General features: G+C 71.2%; 13 protein-coding genes. 12 read left to right on the top strand and 1 reads right to left on the bottom strand.

Annotated elements, in window-relative coordinates:
- The 12 genes from QSK20_RS26655 to QSK20_RS26600 all read left to right on the top strand — a co-directional run.
- A partial coding sequence (locus tag QSK20_RS26655) for a non-reducing end alpha-L-arabinofuranosidase family hydrolase (protein ID WP_285791359.1) occupies positions 1-1,157 on the top strand: 1,157 nt, incomplete at its 5' end.
- A 299-nt stretch (positions 1,158-1,456) separates the two neighbouring features.
- Positions 1,457-3,142, top strand: coding sequence for a ribulokinase (araB, locus tag QSK20_RS26650; protein WP_285791358.1), 1,686 nt, complete (start codon positions 1,457-1,459; stop codon positions 3,140-3,142).
- Positions 3,139-3,843 carry an L-ribulose-5-phosphate 4-epimerase gene (locus QSK20_RS26645; protein ID WP_285791357.1) on the top strand — a complete coding sequence of 235 codons (705 nt, stop codon included), beginning with the start codon at positions 3,139-3,141 and terminating at the stop codon, positions 3,841-3,843. The genes araB and QSK20_RS26645 overlap by 4 nt, the downstream gene beginning before the upstream one ends.
- Positions 3,844-3,956: 113 nt before the next feature.
- Entirely contained in the window at positions 3,957-4,943 is a 987-nt protein-coding gene (locus QSK20_RS26640; RefSeq protein WP_285791356.1) for an ABC transporter substrate-binding protein, read from the top strand.
- Positions 4,944-5,031: 88 nt separating this feature from the next.
- The gene (locus QSK20_RS26635; RefSeq protein WP_285791355.1) at positions 5,032-6,570 is read left to right on the top strand and encodes a sugar ABC transporter ATP-binding protein; all 1,539 of its coding nucleotides are present in this window, start codon (positions 5,032-5,034) and stop codon (positions 6,568-6,570) included.
- Positions 6,567-7,637 (top strand): ABC transporter permease, encoded by a 1,071-nt coding sequence (locus tag QSK20_RS26630; protein WP_285791354.1) that lies wholly within the window; start codon positions 6,567-6,569, stop codon positions 7,635-7,637. The genes QSK20_RS26635 and QSK20_RS26630 overlap by 4 nt, the downstream gene beginning before the upstream one ends.
- Positions 7,634-8,623: a galactofuranose ABC transporter, permease protein YjfF gene (gene yjfF / locus QSK20_RS26625; protein WP_285791353.1), complete on the top strand. Its 990-nt coding sequence runs from the start codon at positions 7,634-7,636 to the stop codon at positions 8,621-8,623. The genes QSK20_RS26630 and yjfF overlap by 4 nt, the downstream gene beginning before the upstream one ends.
- A 26-nt stretch (positions 8,624-8,649) precedes the next feature.
- Complete coding sequence (araA, locus tag QSK20_RS26620) at positions 8,650-10,152, top strand: L-arabinose isomerase (protein ID WP_285791352.1); 1,503 nt, start codon at positions 8,650-8,652, stop codon at positions 10,150-10,152.
- 299 nt (positions 10,153-10,451) lie between these two features.
- Positions 10,452-11,441 carry a LacI family DNA-binding transcriptional regulator gene (locus QSK20_RS26615; RefSeq protein ID WP_285791351.1) on the top strand — a complete coding sequence of 330 codons (990 nt, stop codon included), beginning with the start codon at positions 10,452-10,454 and terminating at the stop codon, positions 11,439-11,441.
- 283 nt (positions 11,442-11,724) lie between these two features.
- Positions 11,725-13,182: a family 43 glycosylhydrolase gene (locus QSK20_RS26610; protein WP_285791361.1), complete on the top strand. Its 1,458-nt coding sequence runs from the start codon at positions 11,725-11,727 to the stop codon at positions 13,180-13,182.
- A gap of 128 nt (positions 13,183-13,310) precedes the next feature.
- Positions 13,311-14,429, top strand: coding sequence for an arabinan endo-1,5-alpha-L-arabinosidase (locus QSK20_RS26605; protein ID WP_285791350.1), 1,119 nt, complete (start codon positions 13,311-13,313; stop codon positions 14,427-14,429).
- Between the two features lie 74 nt (positions 14,430-14,503).
- The gene (locus tag QSK20_RS26600) at positions 14,504-15,988 is read left to right on the top strand and encodes a family 43 glycosylhydrolase (RefSeq protein WP_285791349.1); all 1,485 of its coding nucleotides are present in this window, start codon (positions 14,504-14,506) and stop codon (positions 15,986-15,988) included.
- A 126-nt stretch (positions 15,989-16,114) separates the two neighbouring features.
- Here QSK20_RS26600 and QSK20_RS26595 read toward each other — a convergent pair whose 3' ends face one another.
- Positions 16,115-18,844 (bottom strand): beta-L-arabinofuranosidase domain-containing protein, encoded by a 2,730-nt coding sequence (locus QSK20_RS26595; RefSeq protein WP_285791348.1) that lies wholly within the window; start codon positions 18,842-18,844, stop codon positions 16,115-16,117.
- Between the last annotated feature and the right edge of the window lie 224 nt (positions 18,845-19,068).

Here is a 19,068-nt window from a genome sequence, read left to right as displayed (position 1 = left end):
ACGGGGCCAACATCGTGCAGTGGGCCGACGGCAACGGTTCCAACCAGCAGTTCCGGTTGGCCGACTCCGACGGTGGCCACGTCCGTCTGATCAACCGCAACAGCAACAAGGTGGTGGAGGTGCAGGGTGCCTCGACCGCCGACGGGGGCAGCATCGTGCAGTACGACGACTGGAACGGCGCCAACCAGCAGTGGCGACTCGTCCGCGTCGACGGCGGGGGCAGTCCCACCACGCCGCCGCCCGGCACGTGTGCTCTGCCGTCGACGTACCGGTGGACGTCGACCGGTCCGTTGGCGCAGCCGAGATCCGGGTGGGTGTCGCTGAAGGACTTCACGTACGCCCCCTACAACGGGCGGCACCTGGTGTACGCGACCACGCACGACACCGGGACGCGGTGGGGTTCGATGAACTTCGGGCTCTTCTCGAACTGGTCGGAGATGGGCTCGGCGAGTCAGAACGCGATGTCCTTCTCGACCGTCGCGCCGTCGTTGTTCTACTTCGCTCCGCGCAACATCTGGGTGCTGGCCTACCAGTGGGGTGGGACGGCGTTCTCGTACCGGACGTCGAACGACCCGACCAATCCGAACGGCTGGTCGGCGGAGCAGCCGCTGTTCACCGGCAGCATCTCCGGTTCCGGCACGGGTCCGATCGACCAGGCGTTGATCGGGGACGGTACGAACATGTACCTCTTCTTCGCCGGGGACAACGGGAAGATCTACCGGGCGAGCATGCCGATCGGGAACTTCCCGGGCAACTTCGGTTCGTCCTACACGACGATCATGAGTGACACGACGAACAACCTGTTCGAGGCGGTCCAGGTCTACAAGCTCCAGGGCCAGGAGCGGTACCTGATGATCGTCGAGGCGATCGGCTCGCAGGGGCGTTACTTCCGCTCGTTCACGGCCACCAGCCTGGGCGGTTCGTGGACCCCGCAGGCCGCGACCGAGAGCAACCCGTTCGCCGGCAAGGCCAACAGTGGCGCCACCTGGACCAACGACATCAGCCACGGCGAACTGATCCGCAGCAACGCCGACCAGACCATGACCGTCGACCCCTGCAACCTGCAACTGCTCTACCAGGGACGTGACCCCAGGTCCAGCGGCGACTACGGCCTCCTGCCCTACCGGCCGGGCCTGCTGACCCTGCAACGTCAGTGACCAAGGCCCGGCTCGGGTCCTCCTGGCGCGCGGACCGCGGCGGGTACCGAACCGGGTGAACGTTGTCGGCCCGCGAGCACGGTCGGGCCGCGGTCGAACGGCGGGCTCGGCGACCGGCCGAGCCCGCCCTCGGCCTCCGGCTCACCACCGAGAGGGGAGTCTGCCTGGTCGGAGCCGATGGTGTGCGTCCGCGACATCCGGGGTCGCCGCTTCGTCACGAGGGGACCCTTGCCGAAGTGCGCTCTGACGTGTATGAATGTGAGCGCTAACACTAGGCGGGTCGTCGTGCGGAGGTGGCCATGGGTGGCCGGAACGGTGCGGACGAGCGGTACGTGGTCGGGGTCGACTTCGGCACCCTCTCCGGACGGGCCCTGGTGGTGCGGGTCCGCGACGGCGCGGAGGTCGGCACCGCGGTGCGCGAGTACCGCCACGGCGTGATCGAGGCCGCGCTTCCCGACGGCGGCCCGGCGCTGGCCCCGGACTGGGCGTTGCAGGACCCGGAGGACTACCGGGACGTCCTGCGGCACGCGGTCCCCGCCGCCCTGGCCGACGCGGGCGTCGCCCCGTCGGAAGTCATCGGCATCGGCATCGACTTCACCGCCTGCACGGTCCTGCCGACGCTCGCCGACGGCACCCCGCTGTGTGAGGTACCGGAACTGCGGCAGCGCCCGCACGCCTGGGTGAAGCTGTGGAAACACCACGCGGCGCAGCCGTACGCCGACCGGATCAACGCGGTGGCCCACGAACGGCGCGAGCCGTGGATCGGCCGTTACGGCGGCAAGATCTCCGCCGAGTGGCAGTTCGCCAAGGGCTTGCAGATCCTGGCGGAGGACCCGGAGGTCTACCGGCGGGCCGAGCGCTTCATCGAGGCCGCCGACTGGATCGTGTGGCAGCTCTGCGACGTCGAGACCCGCAACGTCTGCACCGCCGGTTACAAGGGCATCCGGCAGGACGACCGGTACCCGTCGGCGGACTACCTGACCGCGCTCGACCCGGGTTTCGCGGACTTCGTGGCCAAGCTGGACGGTCCGCTGCTGCCGCTGGGCGCCCGGGCCGGCACCCTCGGCGCTCGGGCCGCCGCCTGGACCGGGCTGCCGGTGGGCGTCGCGGTGGCGGTCGGCAACGTCGACGCACACGTCACCGCCGCGTCCGCCCAGGCCCTGGAGCCCGGCCGGTTGGTCGCCATCATGGGCACCTCCACCTGCCACGTCGTCAACGGCGCCCAGCCCGCCGAGGTGCCCGGCATGTGCGGTGTCGTCGACGGCGGCATCAGCCCGGGCGCCTGGGGCTACGAGGCCGGGCAGAGCGGTGTCGGCGACATCTTCGGCTGGTTCGTCACGCACGCCGCGCCGGCCGGCGTCAACGGGCACGAGCAGTTGACCGCGCTGGCCGCGGCCCAACCGGTCGGAGCCCACGGCCTGGTCGCGCTGGACTGGTGGAACGGCAACCGGTCCCTGCTGGTCAACCACGATCTCAGCGGCCTGGTCGTCGGACTGACCCTGGCCACCCGGCCGCAGGACATCTACCGGGCCCTGCTGGAGTCCACGGCGTTCGGCACCCGAATGATCATCGAGGCGTTCGTCGAGGCCGGGGTGCCGGTCACCGACCTGGTCGTCGCCGGTGGCCTCACCTCGAACCGGCTGCTGATGCAGATCTACGCCGACGTCACGAACCGCCCGCTGGGCATCATCGGCTCCGCCCAGGGCCCGGCATTGGGTTCGGCGATCCACGCTGCCGTCGCCGCCGGGGCGTACCCGTCGATCCACGAGGCGTCGGCGGCGATGGGCCGGGTGCACGAGGCCGCCTACCGACCCGACCCGGCCAACGTCCGGGCCTACGACGCCCTCTACGCGGAGTACCGCGCGCTGCACGACCACTTCGGCCGTGGTGCCAACGACGTCATGCTCCGGCTGCGGGCGATCCGGAACGCGGCCGTCGACCCGGCCGCGGCGCAGACCGACCCGGCCCTGGAGGTGCTGGCATGAACAGCGACGTGGCCCGGCAGGTGCGCACGCTACGGGAGACCGTGGCCCGCCTGCACGGCGAGCTGACCCGCTACGGACTGGTGGCGTGGACCGCCGGCAACGTCTCGGCGCGGGTACCCGGCCGGGACCTGATGGTGATCAAACCCAGCGGCGTCGACTACGACGACCTGACCGCCGACACCATGGTCGTCTGCGACCTGGACGGGACCGTCGTCGACGGCGACGCCTCGCCGTCGAGCGACACCGCCGCGCACGCCTACGTCTACCGCGCGATGCCCGAGGTCGGCGGCGTCGTCCACACGCACAGCGGCTACGCCACCGCCTGGGCGGCCCGGGGCGAGCCGATCCCCTGCTGGTTGACCGCGCAGGCCGACGAGTTCGGCGGGGAGATCCCGGTCGGACCGTTCGCGCTGATCGGCGGGGACGACATCGGCAAGGGCATCGTCAGCACCCTGTCCCGGCACCGCTCCCCGGCGGTGCTCATGCGCAACCACGGGGTCTTCACGATCGGCCGGGACGCCCGCGCGGCGGTCAAGGCCGCCGTGATGTGCGAGGACGTCGCCCGCACCGCACACCTGGCCCGTGCGCTCGGTCAGCCGCTGTCCATCGCGCCGGCCGACGTCGACGCGCTTTACGAGCGCTACCAGAACGTCTACGGCCAACGACCGGCACCGGCCGACCGGGCCGCAGGGACGCCCTGACCCGGCGCACCCGCCCGGCACGAACCCTTCCCGCACCACCACACCACCACCACACCCGGCCCGCCGGCCCGCACGGCGGCGCGGTCGGGACCACCGGATCCGAGGAGAGACCGATGAGCACCAGGAGAACGCGCACCATCGTCGCGGCCCTCGCCACCGTGCTGCTGGCCGGCAGCATGGCGGCCTGTGGCAACAGTGACACCGGCGGCGACGGCGGCGACGGAAAGATCGTCCTGGGCTTCTCCCAGGTCGGCGCGGAGAGCGGCTGGCGGACCGCGAACACCACCTCGATCAAGGAGGCCGCCACCGAGGCGGGGATCGAGCTGAAGTTCGACGACGCCCAGCAGAAGCAGGAGAACCAGATCAAGGCGATCCGGAACTTCATCCAGCAGAAGGTCGACGTGATCGCCTTCTCGCCGGTCGTCGAGTCCGGCTGGGACACCGTGCTCAAGGAGGCCAAGGACGCCGGGATCCCGGTGATCCTCACCGACCGTGCCGTCGACTCGGCCGACAAGACGCTCTACAAGACCTTCCTCGGCTCGGACTTCGTCAAGGAGGGCCGCCTCGCCGGCGAGTGGCTGGTGGAGCAGACGAAGACCGCCACCGGTCCGGTGAACATCGTCGAGTTGCAGGGCACCACCGGCTCGGCGCCGGCCAACGACCGCAAGGAGGGCTTCGCCGCGGCGATCGCCGCCAACCCGAACCTGAAGATCGTCGCGTCCCAGTCGGGTGACTTCAAGCGGGCCGACGGCAAGCAGGTCATGGAGCAGTTCCTCAAGGCCAACCCGGACATCGACGTGCTCTTCGCGCACAACGACGACATGGGCCTGGGCGCGCTGGAGGCGATCACCGCCGCCGGCAAGGTGCCCGGGAAGGACATCACCATCATCACCATCGACGCGGTGAAGGACGGGATGCAGGCGCTCGCGGACGGCAAGTTCAACTTCATCGCGGAGTGCAGCCCGCTGCTCGGCCCGCAGCTGATGGAGCTGGCGAAGAAGGTCGATGCCGGCGAGGAGGTGCCGGCCCGGATCGAGACCGAGGAGACCACGTTCACCCAGGAGCAGGCCAAGGAGGCACTGCCCAACCGGAAGTACTGACCGACGTCGGGGCCGTCGTCTCCGGACGACGGCCCCGACCCCGGTCGCGCACGTCCGCACCAGCACCAGCCAGAAGAGGTCCGATGAGATGACGGGTGACCGTCCGGTCCTGACCATGACCGGGATCAGCAAGACCTTCCCCGGGGTCCGCGCGCTCCACGACGTCGACTTCCGGCTCTTCCCGGGCGAGGTCCACGCCCTGATGGGGGAGAACGGCGCCGGCAAGTCCACCCTGATCAAGGTGTTGACCGGGGTGTACGGCACCGACGAGGGCACGATCTCCCTCGACGGCGAGCCGGTCGCCTTCGGCGGGCCGATGCAGGCCGCCGCCGCCGGCGTGAGCACCGTCTACCAGGAGGTCAACCTCTGCGCCAACCTGTCGGTGGCGGAGAACATCTTCATCGGCCGGGAACCCCGCCGTCTCGGGGCCGTCCGCTGGGGCGAGGTGCGCCGACGGGCGCGGGAACTCCTGACCCGGCTGGACCTCGACCTCGACGTCACCGCGCAACTCGGCACGTTCTCGCTGGCGGTGCAGCAGATGGTCGCCATCGCGCGGGCGATCGACGTACGGGCCCGGGTGCTGATTCTCGACGAGCCGACCTCCAGCCTGGACGCCGGGGAGGTCGCCCAGCTGTTCCGGATCATGCGGCAGCTGCGGGACGAGGGCATCGCCATCCTCTTCGTGACGCACTTCCTCGACCAGGTCTACGCGATCGCCGACCGCATCACGGTGCTGCGCAACGGCGCCCTGGTCGGTGAGTACCGGACCGGGGAGCTGCCCCAGTTCGGTCTGGTCGAGAAGATGATCGGCAAGGAACTCGACGTGCTGGAGCGGCTCGACGAGCAGCAGAAACGGGTCGCCACCACCCGGGCCGACGCCACCCCGATGGTGGACGCGGTGGAACTCGGGCGCAGGGGAGCGGTCGCGCCGTTCAGCCTGCGCATCCACGCCGGCGAGGTGGTCGGCCTGGCCGGGCTGCTCGGCTCCGGCCGTACCGAGGTGGCCCGGTTGCTGTTCGGCGCGGACCGCGCCGACCACGGCCGGGTCCGGGTCGACGGCGAGGAGGTGCCCCTGCGCAACCCGGTCCAGGCCATCGAGCGGGGCATCGGCTTCTGCTCGGAGAACCGCCGTACCGAGGGCATCGTCCCCGACCTCACGGTGCGGGAGAACATGATCCTGGCGATGCAGGCCGCCCGCGGCTGGCTGCGTCCCGTTCCCCGGCGCCGGCAGGACGAACTGGTCGACAAGTACGTCCGGGCGCTGGGCATCCGGCCGGCCGACCCCGACCTGCCGGTCCGCAACCTCTCCGGCGGTAACCAGCAGAAGGTGCTCCTGGCCCGGTGGCTGATCACCGAGCCCCGCCTGCTGATCCTCGACGAACCCACCCGGGGCATCGACATCGGCGCGAAGGCGGAGATCCAGAAGCTGGTGGTGGAACTCTCCGACGGCGGCACGGCGGTGCTGTTCGTCTCCGCCGAACTGGAGGAGGTGCTGCGGCTGAGCCACCGCGTGGTGGTGATGCGCGACCGCACGATGGTCGCCGAACTCGTCAACGACGACACCCTGGACGCCGACCGCGTCATGCGGGCCATCGCCAGCGGACCGAACCGGGAGGCCGACCGATGAGGACCATGCCGGACCGGCTCCGTCAGATGACCCGTCACCGGCTGTTCTGGCCGGCGCTCGTGCTCGTCGTCATGATCCTCGCGAACGCGATGTACCGACCCGGCTTCCTCTCCGTCGAGGTCAAGAACGGGCACCTCTACGGCACCCTGGTCGACATCCTCCGACTGAGCGCGCCGCTGATCCTCGTCGCGCTCGGCATGACCCTGGTCATCGCCACCGGCGGCATCGACCTCTCGGTCGGCTCGGTCTGTGCCATCAGCGGTGCCATCGCCTGCCTGTACGTCAGCGAGGCACCCGACCAGAACGGCATGTCCACCCTGTGGACCGCGCTCGCCCTGGCCTTCGGCGCCGCGCTGGTGCTCGGCATGTGGAACGGCGTCCTGGTCGCGGTGATCGGGATCCAGCCCATCATCGCCACGCTGATCCTGATGGTGGCCGGTCGGGGCCTCGCCCAGTTGATCACCGAGGGGCAGATCATCACGATCAACTCGGACCCGTACCGGGCGATCGGCCTCGGACACTTCCTGACCCTTCCGCTGGCGATCTTCATCGCGCTCGCCGCGGCGCTGCTCGTCGCCGCGTTCACCCGCCGTACCGCGCTCGGCCTGATGGTCGAGTCGGTGGGCGGCAACGCCGGGGCCAGCCGGCTCGCCGGCATCCGCTCGGGCCGCATCGTCTTCCTGGTCTACGTGCTCAGCGCGGCCGGCGCGGCGGTGGCCGGGTTCATGATGACGGCCAACGTGTCCAGCGCCGACGGCAACGCCGTCGGCCTCTGGGTCGAACTCGACGCGATCCTCGCCGTCGTCATCGGCGGCACGTCGCTGGCCGGGGGGAGGTTCTCCCTCGGCGGCACCATCCTCGGCGCCCTGATCATCCAGACCCTCACCACCACGGTGTACGCCATGAACATCTCGCCGCAGACGGCACTGCTGTTCAAGGCGGTGGTCGTCATCGCCGTCTGCCTCATCCAGTCGCCGCAGTTCCGCGCCACGGTCAGCCGGCGACGGGCCGGACGCACACCCCGGCCGGCGGCCCCGCGCCGGGAGAAGGAGCAGGTGCCGGCATGAGCACGTCACTGGTCGACGGCCGGTTCCGGCGTCCGACGCTGCCGCGACGACACGTCCCGGTCCTGGCCACGCTCGCCCTGCTGCTGGTCATGTACGGCATCGGGGTCTCCCAGTACCGGGCGTTCTCGAACGTCCAGGTCGTCTTCAACATCTTCATCGACCACGGCTTCCTGCTGGTGGTCGCGGTCGGCATGACCCTGGTGATCCTCACCGGCGGCATCGACCTGTCGGTCGGCTCGGTGGTCGCCATGACCGCGATGGTGTCGGCCGCGTTGCTGCGCGACGGCGTGCCGTCGCTGCTCGTGCTGCTCGTCGCCCTGCTGATCGGTCCGACGCTCGGGTTCCTGATGGGCTGTGCGATCCACTTCTTCGAGATCCAACCGTTCGTCGTCACCCTCGCCGGAATGTTCTTCGCGCGGGGCATGTGCACGTTCATCAGTGACTCCTCCATCCCCATCACCGACGGTTTCTGGACGACCATGTCCCAGGAGCGGATCGGCGATCCGCGCGGGAACTTCGTCTCGATCAGCGTGCTGATCGCGTTCGCGGTGGTCCTCGTCGCCGCGTACGTGCTGGCGTACACCCGGTTCGGCCGCAACGTGTACGCGATCGGCGGCAACCCCCAGTCCGCGCTGCTGATGGGGCTGCCGGTCGGGCGTACCCGGATCGCCGTCTACACGGTCAGCGGGCTGTGCTCGGCCGTCGGCGGGATCCTGCTGTCCTTCTACACCCTCTCCGGCGCGCCGCTGATCGCCATCGGCATGGAACTGGACGTCATCGCCGCCGTCGTCATCGGCGGGACGGTCCTCACCGGCGGGTCCGGCTACGTCTTCGGCACCGTGCTCGGGGTGCTGGTCCTGGGCGTCATCCAGACCCTGATCACGTTCGACGGCAGCCTGAACTCCTGGTGGACCCGGATCGTCATCGGAGGGCTGCTGTTCGCGTTCATCCTCCTCCAGCGCCTCGTCGGCATCCGCCTCAAGTGACAGCCCCTCTCGCGGAAGGCACTTCCATGGCAACGCACGCGCAACCCGAGATCTGGTTCCTCACCGGAAGCCAGGGCCTCTACGGCGAGGACACCCTCCGGCAGGTCGCCGACCAGTCCCGACAGATCGCGGCACAGCTCGACGCCGCGCCGGGCATGCCCGTCCGGGTGGTCTGGAAGCCGGTCCTGACCACCAGCGCCGACATCCTCCAGGCCTGTCGGGACGCCGCCGGGCAGGGCGCGGTCGGGGTGATCGCCTGGATGCACACCTTCTCCCCGGCGAAGATGTGGATCGCCGGCCTGGACGCGCTGCGTACGCCGCTGCTGCACCTGCACACCCAGGCCAACGTCCTGCTGCCGTGGGACGAGATCGACATGGACTTCATGAACCTGAACCAGGCCGCCCACGGCGACCGCGAGTTCGGTTTCGTCCAGGCCCGCCTCGGCGTGGCGCGCAAGACCGTCGCCGGGCACGTCAGCGACCCCCGGGTGATCTCCCGGATCGGCGCGTGGGCGCGCGCGGCGCTCGGGTACGCGGCGATGCGGTCACTGCGGCTGGCCCGCTTCGGGGACAACATGCGCGACGTCGCCGTCACCGAGGGCGACAAGGTCGAGGCGGAGCTGCGGTTCGGCGTCTCGGTCAACACCTACGGGGTCAACGATCTCGCCGCGGTCGTCGACCAGGTGGCCGACGCGCAGATCGACGACCTGGTCAAGGAGTACGACGACACGTACCGGGTCGACCAGCGGCTGCGGCCCGGCGGCGCCCGGCACGATTCCCTGCGTTACGCCGCGCGCCTGGAGCTGGGCCTGCGCGCGTTCCTCGACGCGGGCGGGTTCCGGGCCTTCACCACGAACTTCGAGGACCTCGGCGGACTGCGGCAACTGCCCGGCATCGCGGTGCAGCGGCTGATGGCCGACGGGTACGGCTTCGGCGGGGAGGGTGACTGGAAGACCTCCGTCCTGGTCCGCACGCTCAAGGCGATGGCGGTCGGCGTCCCGGGCGGCACCTCCTTCATGGAGGACTACACCTACGATCTCACCCCCGGCGACGAACTGGTGCTCGGCGCCCACATGCTCGAGGTCTGCCCGACGATCGCCGCCGGCACGCCGACCGCCGAGATCCACCCGTTGAGCATCGGCGGCCGGGAGGACCCGGTGCGCCTGGTGTTCGACGCCGCCTCGGGCCCGGCGGTGGTGCTGGGCATGGCGGACATGGGGGAGCGGTTCCGCCTGGTGGCCAACGAGGTGGACGTGGTGGCCCCGCCACACCCGCTGCGGAGGCTTCCGGTGGCCCGGGCCGTCTGGCGGCCCCGTCCGCACCTGCCCGGCTCGGCGGAGGCGTGGATCACCGCCGGGGCGCCCCACCACACGGTGCTGTCGCAGGCCGTGGGGGTGGAGGAGCTGCACGACCTGGCGGAGATGACCCGGACCGAACTGGTGGTCATCGACGCCGACACCGACCCGCGTCGCTTCGCCGCCGAGATCCGGTGGAACCAGGCGTACTACCGTCTCGCCCGGGGGTTCTGAGCCGCGACGTCTGCCACCTCCGGGTTCCACCTGCCGAGAGCCCTGTCCCGCCGCGACGCGCGGGGCAGGGCTCTCGCGGGGCATCTCCCTCCGCCGGTCCGGGACCGGTGGCTCAGCCACGCCATGGGCCGTAACACGGCTGGCGTAGACTGGTGGCGATCCAGCCCTGGCCACCCGGCAGAAGCCGACGTGGCGGCTGCGAGCGAGTTCGCCACCGGGCTGCTTCGGAGTCGACGTCGACGGGCCGTGGTCACCGATGGGCAGCGGGGGAGAGTGAGGTGGCCGTGCGCGGTCCTGCGATGACGGACGTGGCTCGCCTCGCCGGGGTCTCCCACCAGACGGTGTCCCGGGTGCTCAACGGGCATCCCAACGTGCGTGAGCAGACCCGGCTGCGGGTCCAGGCCGCCATCGCCGAACTGGGCTACCGCCCCAACCGGGCGGCCCGCGCGCTGGTCACCGGCCGGTCCCAGGTGATCGGCGTGGTCGCCCAGAACACCACCCTCTACGGTCCGGCGTCGCTGCTGGCCGCCCTGGAACAGGAGGCCGCCGAGGCCGGCTTCGCGGTCAGCGTCGGCAGTGTGCGCGACCTGGACCACCGGTCGATCTCGGCGGCGGTCGAGCGGCACCTGGCCCACCGGGTGGCGGGCATCGTGGTGATCGCGCCGGTCGAGTCGGCCGGCGAGGCTCTCGAACGGCTGCCGCAGGACGTTCCGCTGGTGACCGTCGACGGTGACCCGCGTCGACCGGTTCCGCTGGTGACGGTGGACCAGGCTGCCGGCGCCCGGGCCGCCACCCAGCACCTCCTCGACGCCGGGCACCGTACGGTCTGGCACGTGTCCGGGCCGCCGGACTGGTTCGACAGCGCCGGCCGGATCGAGGGGTGGCGTGAGGCGTTGCAGGCTGCCGGCGTCGAGGTTCCGCCCCTGGTGCCGGCGGACTGGTCCGCCGCCGCCGGATACCGCTGCGGGCAGATGCTGGCCCGGATGCCGGAGGTCACCGCGGTCTTCACCGCCAACGACCATCTGGCCCTCGGTGTGCTGCGTGCCCTGCACGAGCAGGGCCGGCGGGTGCCGGACGAGATCAGCGTGGTGGGTTTCGACGACGTGCCGGAGGCCGCGTACTTCATCCCGCCGTTGACCACCGTGCGGCCGGACTTCGTCGCGGTCGCCCAGGCGAGCCTTGACCTGCTGCTGACGCAGATCGAGTCGGCCACCGGCGGCGCGCTGCGCCGGACCATCGCGCCGACCCTGATCGCCCGGAGTAGCGTCGCCGCCCCGCCGTCCCGCTGATCCGCTCTTTCCGGTAAGCGCTTTCCTTGACATCGGTCGATGTTAACGCGAACAATAATGATGTCACCCCGGTGCGCTGTCGCCGTCTCCCACTCGCCCTGCCGGTACGTCTCCCGGCGGAGAGCGCCCACGAGCCCCGCGCGGCGACGCCGTCACTCTGCCTACCGAAGCCGGCATCGGCCGTCGACAAGGGAGGAAACCCATGAAGGTGGACGACGCGGTGCCCCGACCCGGCTCGCGGTGGCGAAGGTCGCGGGCGTGGTCGGCCGCCGCAGTGGCGGTGATGACGCTGGTGACGGCCGGGCTGGTGGCCGTCGGCGGGCTGGCCGGGCCGGCGCCGGCACGGGCGGCGACGGTGGACGTCGGGGCGACGTACGTGTTCGTCAACCGGCACAGCGGCAAGGCGATGGACGTCTACGACTGGTCGACGGCCGACGGCGCGCCGGTCAACCAGTGGACGCGCAACGACCTCGCGGTGCAGCAGTGGCAGTTCGTCGACTCGGGCGGAGGCTACTACCGGATCCGCTCCCGGCACAGCGGGAAGGTGCTGGACCTGCCGAGCGCGGCGGACGGAACGCAGTTGGTGCAGCGGACCGACAGCGGGGCCGCGACGCAGCAGTTCCGGTTGCAGGAATCGGCGGACGGATTCGTGCGCTTCGTCAACCGGCACAGCGGCAAGGTCGTCGACGTGTGGAACTGGTCCACGGCCGACGGTGGAATGCTGGCCGGTTACCAGAACCTCGACGGGACGAACCAGCAGTGGCAACTGGTCCGGCTCGGCGGCAGCCCGGGACGGACGTTCACCAACCCGGTCAAGCGCAACGGTCCGGACCCGTGGCTGACCCACCACGACGGCTACTACTACCTGGCCACCACCACGTGGAACTCGACGATCACCATGCGCCGGTCCGCCACCCTGGGCGGGTTGTCCAGCGCCCCGGACCAGGTCGTCTTCAACCTGGCGGGGCGGCCGAACGGCTGCTGCAACATGTGGGCCCCGGAGTTCCACCTGATCAACGGCCCGAACGGCCCCCGCTGGTACTTCTACTACACCGCGGGCCAGAACGTCCCCGACTTCAACCCGACGCAGCGACTGCACGTGCTGGAGAGCGCCGGCACCGACCCGATGGGCCCGTACACCTTCAAGGCCGACCTCGGCGCGGACTGGCAGCTCGACGCCAGCATCCTGACGGTCAACAACCGGCTCTACCTGATGGGCACCTACAACGCCGGCGGCAGCTACGGCCAGAGCCTGTTCATCACGCCGATGAGCAACCCGTGGACGCTGTCCGGCAGCCGGGTCCGGCTGACCTCGCCCACACTGCCCTGGGAACGTCAGACCCATCCGGTGGCCGAGGGGCCGGAGCCGCTGTACCACAACGGGCGCACCATGATCGTCTACTCGGCCAGCGCCTGTTGGGGACCGGACTACAAGCTCGGCCTGTTGACCCTCACCGGCAGCGACCCGCTCAACCCGGCGCACTGGACGAAGAAGCCGGAACCGGTGTTCCAGCGCAACGATGCCAACGGCGTCTTCGCGCCGGGCCACAACGGCTTCTTCACCTCCCCGGACGGCACCGAGAGCTGGATCGTCTACCACGCGAACGACTCGGCGGGCGGCGGTTGTGACATGAACCGGTCCACCCGGGCGCAGCGGTTCACCTGGAACGCCGACGGCACGCCCAACTTCGGGACGCCCGTCCGTCTCGGCAGCCCGGTCGCCGTCCCGTCCGGCGAGTGAGGCCGGCGGCCGGGCCGGCCGGCGGCACGACGACGACGTCGACCGACGTACCCGGTCCGGCGACGTCCGTCCCGGCACGGCGGACCGCCGCCTCGCCGGTACCGACCAGGATCCACGGAGGGAGTGGCATGGAGACGAGGACCGAGACTCCGCCGGTGCATTCCCGGCGGCGCGGCCGGCGGGCGTCGTCGGCAGCCGGGGTGGCGGTGGCGACGCTGGTGGCCGCCGGGCTGCTGGTCGGGTCACCCCCGGGGTCAGCGGCGAGCCCCGGCACACCGACCGGCCACCGGGGGACCGCCGTGACCGACCAGTGGTCCCCCGGCGGCGGCCGGCCGGCAGCTGCCGCACCCACGGACGTCGCGGTGGCCGCCTACCCCCAGCCGGGCAGGGTCGCGGGCGACATCGGCGTGCACGACCCGACGGTCGTCAAGCGGCCCGAGGGCGGCTACCTCGTCGCCCACACCGGCACCGACGTCGCGCTGAAGACCTCCACCGACCGGATCACCTTCCGCAACGCCGGAGCGGTCTTCCCCGGTGGCGCGCCGTGGACCACCACCTACACCAACGGCAGCCGCAACCTCTGGGCGCCGGACCTGTCGTACCGAAACGGTCGCTACCTCCTGTACTACTCGGCGTCGACCTTCGGCTCGAACCGGTCGGCGATCTTCCTCGCCACCAGCGCCACCGGCGCGTCGGGCAGCTGGACCCACGAGGGCCTGGTCGTCGAGTCGCGCACCAGCGACAACTTCAACGCCATCGACCCGAACCTGACGATCGACGACCAGGGCCGGTGGTGGCTGAGCTTCGGCTCGTTCTGGTCCGGCATCAAACTCGTCCCCATCGACCCCGCCACCGGGCGCCGGTCGGGCACGGCGATGCACAGCCTGGCCTCCTACGGACCCGGCATCGAGGCTCCCGTCATCGTCAAGCGGGGCGCCTGGTACTACCTGTACGTCTCGTTCGACCGCTGCTGCCAGGGCGCGGCCAGCACCTACCGGACGATGGTCGGCCGCTCCGCCGCCCCGACCGGGCCGTTCCTCGACCGCGCGGGCCGGAACATGCTCTCCGGAGGCGGCACGGAGATCCTCGCCTCGCACGGCAGCGTCCACGGCCCCGGCCATCCGGCCGTGCTCGCCGACCACGACGGCGACCTGCTCTTCTACCACTACTACGCCGACAACGGGGTGTCGCTGCTCGGCATCAACCGGATCGGGTACGACGCCGCCGGGTGGCCCTACCTCTTCTGACCGACGACCGTCCGCGACGTCCTGGAGGACCGATGCCCCCACCCCACCCCACCGGACCCGTGCCCCGTCGGCCCGTGCCCCGTCGGCCCGCCGGCCCGGACCGCACCGGCCGCCCCGTCCGCCGTCGGCTGCGGGCGACCCTGGCCGCCGTGCTGGTGACCCTCGCCGTATGGGCCGGCCTGCCGGTGGCCGGGCCCGCGCACGCCGCCCCGGCGGTCAGCTACACGAACCCGCTGGTGAACCAGCGCGCCGATCCGCACATCGTCCGGCACACCGACGGCTACTACTACCTGACGGCCACCGTGCCGCAGTACGACCGGATCGTGCTGCGCCGCGCGTCCACCCTCCAGGGCCTGGCCACGGCCCCCGAGACGACGATCTGGCACCGGCACGCCAGCGGCGAGATGGGCGCCCACATCTGGGCACCCGAGATCCACTTCATCAACAACCGGTGGTACGTCTACTTCGCCGCCGGCCGGACCGACGACGTGTGGCGGATCCGGATGTACGTGCTGGAGAACGCGAGCGCGAACCCGCTGACCGGCTCGTGGACCGAACGGGGCCGGATCACGACGCCGTGGGACACCTTCAGCCTGGACGCCTCGACCTTCGTGGTCAACGGTGTGCGCTACCTGACCTGGGCCCAGCAGGAGCCGGGCATCTCCACCAACTCCAACGTCTACCTCGCCCGGATGGGCGCCAACCCCTGGCAGATCACCGGCACGGTGACCCGGCTGGTCGTGCCGACGTACGACTGGGAGACCCGGGGCTTCCGGGTGGCCGAGGGGCCGGCGGTGATCCAGCGCAACGGGCGCGTCTTCCTGACGTACTCGGCGAGCGCGACGGACGCCAACTACTGCCTCGGGATGCTGACCGCCTCCGCCACGGCGAACCTGCTCGACCCGGCCGCCTGGAGCAAGAGTCCCACCCCGGTGTTCGCCAGCAACGCCGCCACCGGCCAGTACGGTCCCGGGCACAACTCGTTCACCGTCTCGGAGGACGGGCAGAGCGACATCCTGGTCTACCACGACCGCAACTACCGGGACATCGTCGGCGACCCGCTCGACGACCCGAACCGGCGGACCCGGATCCAGAAGCTGTACTGGAACGCGGACGGCACCCCGAACCTCGGCATCCCGGTCCCCGACGGCGTCACGCCGGTCCGGCTGCGCTCGCACGACCTGTCCACCAGCTACCTCCGGCACTACGACTACCGGGTCCGGGTCGAGCCGAACGTCACCAACCTGGCGGACTCTCAGTTCCGTATCGTCACCGGGCTCGCCGGGGCCGGCTCGGTGTCGCTGGAGTCGACCAACAACCCCGGCTACTACCTGCGGCACCGGGGCTTCGCCCTGTACGTCGAGCGGGACGACGGCACGGCGCTCTTCGACGCGGACGCGAGCTTCCAGCGGCGGGCCGGCCTGGCCGACGCCTCGGGGCTGACGCTGGAGTCGCAGAACTTCCCGGGCCGGTACGTACGCCACCGGGACGGGCTGCTGTACCTGGAGGCGGTGAGCTCGACGGCCGAGCGGGCCTCCGCCACCTTCCACCTGGAATAGCCCCTCCCGGGTCCCGCCGTCCGAGCCTCCGGTGGGGCGGGCGACACGAGGCGCGACCGGCCGGAACCTTCCCGGGTCCGGCCGGTCGCGTCATGGGGCACCGGCCGGGGACCGGTGCCCGACCGGTCAGACGAACCGCCAGCGCTGGTCGGCCGCACCGTTGTCGTCGCCGAGCACGACCTGGGCTCCCTGACTGCTGGAACCGCCGCTGACACCGAGGACCCGGCCGCCGTCGGCGCACTGGATCCGGAAGTAGCCACCACCGCCGTACCGCAGTCGCCACCGGTGGTTCAGGGCACCGTTGTCGGCCCACTGCACGATCCGGGCACCGGCGGTGGCGCTGCCCTCGACGGCGAGCACCCGGCCACTGTGCGAGTTGCGCAACCGTAGGTGACCGCCGTCCACGATCGCGGTCCAGAGGTGGTCGGCCGTGCCGCTGTCACCCCACTGGATCACGAGGCCGCCGTCGGCGGTGGACATGTCCCGCACGCCGAGCACGAGGCCGCTGGCGAGGTTCTGGATCCGCCGGGCCCCGTTCGGCAGGAACCGCCACTGGTTGTCCGGGCTGCCGTCGTCCCGGTCCTGTACCGCCAGGGCGCCCTGGGCGGTGGCGCCACCCGAGATGGCGAGCAGCTTGCCGCTGTGCACGTTGCGCAGCTTGTGGGTTCCGTCGCCGACGTCGACCACCGTCCAGAGGTGGTCGGCGGTGCCGTTGTCCGCCCACTGGAGAACCCGCGCGTTGTCGGCGGTGGACATGTTCTCCACGCCGAGCACCTTCCCGCTGTGCACGTTGCGCAGCCGGACGGCCGCACCGTCGACCAGCGTCTGCCAGTTGTGGTCGGCGGTGCCGGTGTCGCCCCACTGGAGCGCGAGCCCGCCGTCGGCGGTGGACATGTCCTGGATGCCGAGCACGAGACCGCTGGCCGCGTTGGCGAGGCGGAAGCTCGCGTCGCCGCCGGCGCCGACCTGCCAGTACACCGTGTAGTTGTGTCCATGGGCGTCGTAGAAGGGTTCGAGCCGGACCGGCGCGCCGTCGGCGACGGCGGTGAACGCCAGGGTGCTGTCGCCGGTCCGCCGGACCGAACCGACGTCCAGTACGGGCAGCCTGCTCAGGACGGTGTCGCCGTAGTCGCCGGACAGGACCACCGGGCCGTACGTGATCGCCTGGACCGCCGCGTCGTCGTTGGCGGCGGCCATGACGACGCGCATCGGCAGCCGGACCGTGACGACGTCGCCCGAGGTCCAGGCCCGGTTCAGGACGGCGTAGGTGCCCGGCGTGGTGGCGATCTGCTGCGGCGTGCCGTTGACACTGACGGTCGCCCCGCTCGTCCACGCCGGGATCCGGATCCGCATCGTCCACGACCCGCCGACCGACCCGCTGACGGTCAGGGTGCTGGTGTCGCTGACCGGGTAGGCGGTGGTCTGGGTGACGGTGATGCCGCGTCGCGTCCAGTTGAGCACCGACGGCATGAAGAGGTTCACCGTCAACGTGGTGCCGTCGTGGAAGTAGATCGAGTCCATCAGCGTGGTGTTGGTCTCCAGTCCGGTGCCCTGGCAGCACCAGAAGGAGTGGTGGTCGGTGCTCCAGGTGCCGCCGCCCCACGCCGGGCCGACGCCCCGCCGACCGCCCGGGTGCAGCGGCGTGAAGTAGGTGACGTGCCCGCGGGCGTCGGCCGGGTTCTGCTGCCCGATCAGGTGGTTCAGCAGCGCCCGCTCGTAGTAGTCGACGTACGCGACCCGGTTCGGGTCCAACTGCCACAGCTCCCGGGTCAGCCGGAGCATGTTGTAGGTGTTGCACGCCTCGCAGGTGTCGCTGCGCAGGTATCCGGCGATGGCGTCGGGGGCCCGGAAGTGCTCGGCCTGGCTGTTGCCGCCGATCACGTAGGTGTGCGCGTCGACGGTGATGGCCCACGCGTTGGCGGCGATGTCCCGGTAACGGGTGACGCCGGTGGCCTTGAACTCCCGGGCCGCGCCGATCCACTTCGGCACCTGGGTGTTGGCGTGCAGTCCGTTGAGCCGGTCCTGGTTCGCCACGAGCGGGTCGAACACGGCGGCGTGGTCGAACCGCTGCGCGACGGTCAGCCAGCGGGCGTCACCGGTCTGCTGGTACAGGTCGGCCAGCACCGCGTTCATGCCACCGAACTCGGTGCCCAGCATGGCCTGCATCTGGGCGGTGGTCAGCCGGCCGGTGCGCCGGTCCACCCAGCCGGCGAGCGCCAGCAGGACGTCGCGGGCCCGGGTGTCGCCGACCAGACGCCACACGTCGAGCAGCCCGGCGAGGGTCTTGTGGACGCAGTAGTAGGGGACGTTCCGGTTGGTCAGCGTGCGGTTCTCCAGCGCGGTGAAGTCGGACTCGGGGAACCCGGAGAGGTAGCCGGCGCCGAAGCCGACGGACGCGTTGTTGGCCTGGCACTTCGCCAGTTCGGCCACCATGTGGATCGCCCGGTCGCGGCAGGTGGTGTCGCCGAGCACCGCCCAGGCGTACGCCCAGGCGCTGAGGAAGTGCCCCTGCACGTGGGTACGGAACGGGAAGTCGGGGGCGTCCCAGCCGCCGTTCGGCGTCGCGCCGGCCGTGGACAGGCCGTGGTTGGCGCGGAAGTTGTAGAGCAGCCGGTTGACGTCGACGAACCGCAGGTAGGCCAGCGTGCGGTTCTGGTTGTCCTGCCAGCGACTCGCGGTGAGCCGGACCTGGCCCGGCTCGAACGCGAGGGTGGAGACGCCGATGTCGGGCCGGGCCGGGGGCAGGACGGCACCGGCGTCGGCGAGGGACCCGAGGGCCGGCGCGACAGCGGTGCCGACGGCCGTCGCGCCGGCGGCGCGGAGAAGGGAACGACGGTTCAGGGCGGGAAGGGGCATCACGGCCTCCGGAGCTGGTGGGTCCCGGCCGAAGGGGAACGGGACGGACCGGTCGGTGGCCGGGCGCGTCGTCCGGTCCCTCGTGCGGGGCTGGGGGCGGTACGGGTGTGCGCCGTCCCGCGCCGATCCACGGACCGGCGCGGGACGACCGGGCGGACGGGGTGGGCAGAGCCCCGCCGGCCGTTCTCGCCGGGCGGGCGTCGGCGCGCTCACGTCGCCGTCGG

It is taken from the genome of Micromonospora sp. NBRC 101691 (assembly GCF_030269285.1).
In the GTDB taxonomy this organism is placed as follows: domain Bacteria; phylum Actinomycetota; class Actinomycetes; order Mycobacteriales; family Micromonosporaceae; genus Micromonospora; species Micromonospora echinospora.
This window is presented reverse-complemented; position numbering and strand designations above follow the sequence as displayed.

Excerpts from the sequence above, each read along its gene's own strand:
- araB (WP_285791358.1), top strand. The coding sequence starts at position 1,457 with ATGGGTGGCCGGAACGGTGCGGACGAGCGGTACGTGGTCGGGGTCGAC.
- QSK20_RS26645 (WP_285791357.1), top strand. The coding sequence starts at position 3,139 with ATGAACAGCGACGTGGCCCGGCAGGTGCGCACGCTACGGGAGACCGTG.
- QSK20_RS26640 (WP_285791356.1), top strand. The coding sequence starts at position 3,957 with ATGAGCACCAGGAGAACGCGCACCATCGTCGCGGCCCTCGCCACCGTG.
- QSK20_RS26635 (WP_285791355.1), top strand. The coding sequence starts at position 5,032 with ATGACGGGTGACCGTCCGGTCCTGACCATGACCGGGATCAGCAAGACC.
- QSK20_RS26630 (WP_285791354.1), top strand. The coding sequence starts at position 6,567 with ATGAGGACCATGCCGGACCGGCTCCGTCAGATGACCCGTCACCGGCTG.
- yjfF (WP_285791353.1), top strand. The coding sequence starts at position 7,634 with ATGAGCACGTCACTGGTCGACGGCCGGTTCCGGCGTCCGACGCTGCCG.
- araA (WP_285791352.1), top strand. The coding sequence starts at position 8,650 with ATGGCAACGCACGCGCAACCCGAGATCTGGTTCCTCACCGGAAGCCAG.
- QSK20_RS26615 (WP_285791351.1), top strand. The coding sequence starts at position 10,452 with ATGACGGACGTGGCTCGCCTCGCCGGGGTCTCCCACCAGACGGTGTCC.
- QSK20_RS26610 (WP_285791361.1), top strand. The coding sequence starts at position 11,725 with ATGACGCTGGTGACGGCCGGGCTGGTGGCCGTCGGCGGGCTGGCCGGG.
- QSK20_RS26605 (WP_285791350.1), top strand. The coding sequence starts at position 13,311 with ATGGAGACGAGGACCGAGACTCCGCCGGTGCATTCCCGGCGGCGCGGC.
- QSK20_RS26595 (WP_285791348.1), bottom strand. The coding sequence starts at position 18,844 with ATGCCCCTTCCCGCCCTGAACCGTCGTTCCCTTCTCCGCGCCGCCGGC.